2 protein-coding genes are annotated in these 6,495 nt (G+C 74.4%); both read right to left on the minus strand.

Features of this window, described 5'->3' with window-relative positions:
- Nucleotides 1-4,654, minus strand: a 4,654-nt coding sequence (locus tag FF041_RS17340; protein ID WP_153523649.1) for a type I polyketide synthase, incomplete at its 3' end; no start/stop codon positions are given.
- A 188-nt stretch (nucleotides 4,655-4,842) separates the two neighbouring features.
- The gene (locus FF041_RS17345) at nucleotides 4,843-6,210 is read right to left on the minus strand and encodes an MFS transporter (protein ID WP_153523650.1); all 1,368 of its coding nucleotides are present in this window, start codon (nucleotides 6,208-6,210) and stop codon (nucleotides 4,843-4,845) included.
- Between the last annotated feature and the right edge of the window lie 285 nt (nucleotides 6,211-6,495).

The following is a 6,495-nucleotide window of genomic DNA, read 5'->3' on the forward strand; positions in this document are numbered from 1 at the left end:
CGCCGGCCGGTGTGACAACCCCGCCCCTGGCCGGAACCGCCGCCTTCGCCCCGGCGGCGTCCGCCCGGTCCGCCGTGCGCCGCCCGGCCGCCGCGAGTACCGGTCCTGACAGGGTCGAGCCCTGTCCGACCTCGACGAACGTGTCGTAGCCGTCGTCGGCCAACCGCTCCACGGCGGCGCCGAAGCGAACCGGCAGCAGGGCGTGGTCACGTAGATAGTCCGGGTCGAGCACCGGCTGCCACTCGGTGGTGACCGTGCTCATCAGCGGAAGGGACGGAGGGTGCGGGGTGAGCGCACGCGCCGCGTCGGCGAGCGGATCGGCGATCGGGCGCATGAGCGGCGAGTGGAAGGCCCTGGACACCCGCAGCCGGCGTACGGCGACGCCCTGTGCGGTCAGGTCGCGGGCCGCGCGCTCCACGGCGGGCACAGCCCCGGAGAGGACCAGCAGACCGGGGCCGTTGTACGCGGCGACGGCGAGATCCCCCTCGGCCCCGGCCACCGCGGCGGCGACCGCCTCCTCCCCGCCACGGACGGCGAGCATGGCCCCGGGCCCGGTGAACGCGCCCATGAGACGGCCGCGTTCGGCCGCGAACCGGACGGCGTCCTCAAGGGTCAGCATCCCGCTGACGCAGGCGGCGGCGATCTCGCCGACGCTGTGCCCGGCGACCGCGTCGGGCTCCACGCCCCAGCTCCGCAGCTGGCGGGCGAGCGCCACCCCGGATGCGACGAGCAGCGGCTGGGCCACCTCCGTCATGGCCCGTACGGCCGGGACCGCGTCCGGATCCAGGCACCAGTCCAGGAGGGTCCGGCCGTGCAACGGGCCGAGGAGCGCGGACGCTTCGTCCAGGGTGTCACGGAACACCGGTGCCGTGCTGTACAGGGCGCGGCCCTCGCCGGGGTGCCGGGCTCCCTGTCCGGGCAGCAGGAAGACCACACGCGGGCGGGAGCGCACGACGCTCCCGACAGCCGCGCCGGACCGGCCGGATCCACCGAACCCAACAGGCCCGGCGGACCCACCGGACCCGGCCTCCCCCATGGCCCCGGCGGCGATCGCGGCGAGGCGTTCGCGCAGATCGCCGTCCGCGACGACGGCGAGCCGGTGCGGACCGTCGTCCCGGGAGGTGCTCGCGGTCAGACAGACATCGCCCTCCCCCAGCTCCGGGTGGTCGCGCAGATGGGCGGCGAGGTCGGCCACCGCCTCCCGCAGCCCTGCCGCGCTGCGGGCCGACAGGGTCAGCAGATGAGGCCCCCCGCCGTCGCGCGCGGCACGGGGCGGCGGGGGCGGGGCCTGTTCGAGGACGGCGTGGGCATTGGTGCCGCCGAACCCGAAGGCGTTGATCCCCGCCACGAGCGGGCCGGCCGACGTCCACTCCCTGGCCTCGGTCACCACGGAGAAACCGGCGAGCCCGGGGCCCGGCGAGGACGGCAGATGGTGCAGTGAGGCGGGCAGCCTGCCGTGGCCCAGTGCCAGGACGACCTTCACCAGGGCGGGCAGGGCGGCCGCGTTGAGCAGGTGTCCGATGTTGGTCTTCACCGAACCGAGCAGCCGGGGCTCCCGGTCGGGCCGTGCGGGGAACGCGTGGGAGAGCGATTGCAGCTCGATCGGATCGCCCACGGCCGTGCCGGTCCCGTGAGCCTCCACATAGGTCACCGAGGCGGGGTCGACACCGGCCTCCTCGTACGCCCGGGTGATGACCTCGCGCTGGCGCAGCGGGTTGGGCGCCAGCAGACTCAGCGATCTGCCGTCGTTGTTGACGGCTGTCCCGCGGACCACCGCGAGGACCGGGTCGTCGGCGAGGCGGGCCGCGTCGAGGCGCGTCAGGACGATGGCCGCGCCGCCCTCGCCGGGGACGAAGCCGTCGGCGGCGCCGCTGAAGGCGCGGCTGCGCCCGGTGGGAGAGAGGGCTTGGGCCTCTTCCAGCAGGCGGTGGCCGGTGGGCGTGAGGTGGAGGTTGACTCCGCCGACGACCGCGAGGTCGCATTCGCCGTCCAGCAGGGAGCGCCGTGCCAGGTGCAGGGCGACCAGCCCCGAGGAGCAGGCCGTGTCGACGGCGAGTGCGGGACCGTCGAGGTCGAGGCAGTGGGAGACCCGGGCGGCGACGAGGTTGGGCAGGTTCCCGGTGAGCGTGGCGGGCGGCGGGGAGCCGTCCCCCGCCCGGTCCAGTATCTCCCGGTAGCCGCTCTCCCCGACGGCGGCGAAGACGCCGATCCGGCGGCCCTGCCTCCGGGGCCCCGCGTAGCCGGCGCGTTCGAGGGCTTCATGGGCGAGTTCGAGGAAGAGCCGGGCCTGGGGGTCGAGCGCCCGCGCCTCCTCCTCGCCGATGCCGAAGTACCCGGCGTCGAATGCGGCCGGGTCGTCGAGGAACGCGCCCCAGCGCACGGGCGCGGGCGCGGGCCGCCGCCCTGCCCTGTCCTCCGGGTGCCGCCCCGGGTCCGGCTGGGTGTCCCAGCGTCCGGGCGGTACGGGGGTGACGGCGTCGTGCCCGTCGATGAGCAGCTCCCAGAAGGCGCCGGGGGTGGCGGCCCCGGGGAAGCGGCAGGCCATGCCGGTGATCGCGACCGGGGCGGGGGAGGGCCTGCCGGTCGCGGCCTCCTGAGGCACCGGGGCAGGGAGAGACCTGCCGGTCGCGGCCTCCTGGGGCGGGGAAGCGGGTCGGCCCGTCGTCGCGGTGGCCGGCGGGAGCACCGGGGCGGTGGAGCGGAGGCGGTCCGCGAGCGCGGCGACCGTGTCGTGGTCGCGCATCACCGCCGGCGGCAGCGTCACGGCGAAGGCGTCCTCCAGCGCCACGAGGACTTCCATCGCCTTGAGCGACGTCCCTCCGAGGCTGCCGAACCGCTCATGCCGGCCGACGGTCTCGGCGGTCACGCCCAGCACCCGTGCCCACACCTCCGCCACGACCCGTTCGGTCTCCGTCCGCGAGCGGGGCGCGGTCGCCCGCGCCGTACCGGCGGGTGCTGTCGCCGCCGGAGTCGTACGCCCGCCGGCGGGCAGTGGGCCGACGGCGACGACGGCGGCACCGTCGGCGCCGTCGGCGCCGTCACTGGGGTGGGTGCTCGCCTCGAAGCGCGCCCGCAGCAGCTGCCGTTGCAGCTTTCCGCTCGTCGTACGGGGGAACGCGCCCGGAGGCAGCGCCCGTACCCGTACGTCGTCGTGGAGCAGGGCCTCGCGGACCCGGGCGGCGACCCGTTCGAGGACCTCGGCCGCGTCGCCCGGCGGCCGGGCCCAGGGGACGAAGACCACGACCCGCTCCCCACCGGTGACCGGATCGGTCGACCCGATCACCGCCGGGGCTCCGGGCGGCAGCCCGGGGGTGGCCGCCGCCACCTCTTCCATGTCGGGGGCGTGGAAGGTGCGGCCGTTGAGGAACAGCACGTCCTTGTGGCGTCCGGTCACGCACAGGCGTCCGTCCCGGAGGAAGCCGAGGTCGCCGGTGCGCAGCCAGCCGCCGGTGAACGCCGCCTCGCTCAGGTCGGGACGGTGGTGGTAGCCGCGGGCGAGCTGGGGGCCGCGGACCATGATGTGTCCGACCCGCCGGTCGCCGAGCGGGCCGCCGCTGTCGTCCGTGATGCGTACGGCGCACTCGGCCACCGGGCGGCCGACGTCCATCAGCTCCACGGCGCCCTCGCCCGGTTCGGTGTCCACCGCCAGGCCGCGGCTCAGTGCGGCGCGGTCCAGCACCAGCGGCTCGGCCACCTCCCCCAACGGCGGGAAGGTCACCGCCAGCGTCGCCTCGGCCAGCCCGTAGACCGGCTGGGCCGCCGCCGGATCCAGCCCCGCCGGGCTCGTCTTGCGGGCGAAGTCGCGCCACACGGTGGGGGCGATCGGTTCGGCTCCCACCAGGATCAGCCGTACGCAGGACAGATCCAGCCGCGCGATGTCCTCGTCGGGAACGCGCCGTACGGCCAGCGCGAGGGCGAAGTTGGCGGCGGACAGCACGGTGCCCCGGTGCCGGGCCGCCACGTCGAACCACATGCCGGGCCGCTTGGCGAACGACAGCGGCCCGATCTTCACCTGCTTGGCGCGGGCTGCGAGCGGCGCGAGATGGGTGCCGATGAGCCCCATGTCATGGAAGTACGGCATCCAGCTGACCACCACGTCGTCGGCGCCGAGCGCCGAGGCGGCCCGTATCTGCTCCAGGTTGGCCAGCACCCCGGAATGGGTCACCTCGACCCCCTTCGGCACGCCGGTGCTGCCCGAGGAGAACTGAAGGAACGCCACATCGTCGGCCCCGGCGGGGACCGGCTCCCGGAGCGCCGGCCCCTCCCGCAGCGTCTCCAGCCTCAAGGCGTCCACCGTGTCGGGCAGTTCGGACAGCAGCGATGCGGTCGCCGCGTCCACCACGACGGGCGGCCGGCCCAGTTGCTCCCAGACCGGCAGGACCCGCCGGGCGTCCGGGGCCAGTGGAACGGGGATGAGACCGGCCGCGAGCGCGCCCCAGAACATCGGCTGGAAGTCCTCGCTCCGGTCGGCCAGCAACGGCACACAGGTACCCGGCGCGACGCCCGCCTCCCGGTAGCCGCCCGCCACGCGCAACGACGCGTCGAGAAGTTCGCGCAGGGTGACGGTCAACTCGCTTCCGTCGCCCCGGACATGGACGATGACCTGCTCCGGGGACTCGTGGGCCGCGTCCAGCAGTACGCGCAGCAGTGTCATGTCGTGTCGGTCCGTTTCTCTGGAAGTGCGGCAGAGCACCGATCATTTTCCTCTGCCGCCGTCCACTCCCACCCGGCACCCCACCCCACACCGCCCGGCCCCGCCCCGGCAGCGCACCCCACCCCAGCAGCGCGTTCCGCCCCGGCCAGGGCGCCGGGACTCAGTCGTGCACGCAGGTGGCGCCTGCTTCAGTGCGCGGTGTCCGCCACGGTGCGATCCAGCCCCAGGCGTCGTGCGTCGCGCTCCGGGCGGATGCTGGTCACGGCGAGCAGGCCGGCGAGGACCATGACGAGGGCGGTGATGAGGAAGGCGGTGGTGTAGCCGGAGGCCGCGGTGTCCGCGGCCTCGATCAGGTGGCCCGTGAGATAGGGCGCGATGAGGCCGGGGAGGGTGCCGGTGGCGGCGACGATGCCGAAGAGGGCGCCGCGCTGGGCGGCGGGGACGACCTCGGCGGCGGTCATGTAGTGCAGGGGAACGGCGACGGCGACGGTGCCGAACGCCAGCGCGATCAGCAGCAGGCGGGGCAGGGCGGATTCGGTGAAGGGGAAGGCCGCCATGGCGCAGCCGGCGACGCAGACCGCGATGCCCTGTACGGCGCCGCTGGACCAGCGGCTGGTGACGCCGCGGGCCTTGAGCGCGTCCATGAACGGGGAGACGGTCAGCAGCAGGACGAGGCTGAAGGCGGAGATGGCGCTGATGGCGGTCGCGACCGTAGCGGGGTTCATGCCGAGTTCGGTGCGGAGGTAGGCGGGCAGCCAGGAATGGCTGAGGGAGAGGGCCCAGGAGGCGCCGAAGGCGCTGGAGATGCTGCCCAGGACGGTTCCGGTCAGAAGAAGCCTGCGGTAGGGCAGGCGTACGGGGGCGGGCGCCCGCTCCGCGGAGTCCCTGGGGCCCGTGGGGCGGACATGGCCGAAGGGGCCGTCGTGCCCGATGTGCCACCAGACCAGGGCCCAGGCCGCGCTGACGACGGCGAGCGCGGCGTAGGCGGAGCGCCAGCCGTGGTGGGTGATGAGCCAGGTGAGGACGGGCGCGGAGACGAGGGTGCCCAGGGCCGCGCCGCTGATCTGCAAGGCGGAGGGGAGGCCGCGCCGGTGCGGGGGGAACCACTTGTAGAGGGCGTGCATGGACATGGAGGCGGCGGGCCCCTCGGCGGCGCCGAGGAGGACACGGCCGGCGATCAGCGTGGGAACGGCCGCCACGATGAGGACGGGCAGCTGGGCGACGGCCCAGGTCAGCGTCATGACGAAGAGCATGGTCCGGCTGGAGACGCGGGAGGAGAGAAATCCGACGACGAGTCCGGAGAGGCTGAAGAGCAGGGAGAAGGAGCTGGAGATCAGGCCGTAGGTGCTGTGGCTGATGTTCAGTTCGTCCATGATCGGGACGGCGGCGAGTCCGAGGACGGCTTTGTCGGCGAAGTTGATGACCATGAAGGCGACGATCATGGCGGTGACGAGCCAGGCTCGGCGCCGGTCGTATGAAGGAGCGTCGGCTGAAGGAGCGTCGGCCGTCTCTTCGCCGAGGAGACCGGCGGGGGTCGCGGAGTGCTGGGATGCCATGGGTGACTCCTGCGGGGTGCGGGTGAGGCAGGGGGTCGGGTCGAAGGAGGCGGGTCCCCGTGGCCGGGACAGCCCGTCTTAGCGAGCGTGCGGATCAGTGGTGTGTCCGGTACGTGGGGGACCTGGCCGGCCGTCCCGGCTCCGGCGGCCCCGGGGGCACGGCCGGCGGAGCCGCCTCGGAAGGCGTCAAGGGCCTTGCGTCGGGTCGGACGAGAGCCTGGGGCAGGCGAGAGCCTGGATCAGACGAGGGCCTTGACGATGGCGTTCTTGTGGATCTCGGTGGTG

Source organism: Streptomyces jumonjinensis (assembly GCF_009600885.1).
Taxonomy (GTDB): Bacteria; Actinomycetota; Actinomycetes; order Streptomycetales; family Streptomycetaceae; genus Streptomyces; species Streptomyces jumonjinensis.

Excerpts from the sequence above, each read along its gene's own strand:
- FF041_RS17345 (WP_153523650.1), bottom strand. The coding sequence starts at position 6,210 with ATGGCATCCCAGCACTCCGCGACCCCCGCCGGTCTCCTCGGCGAAGAG.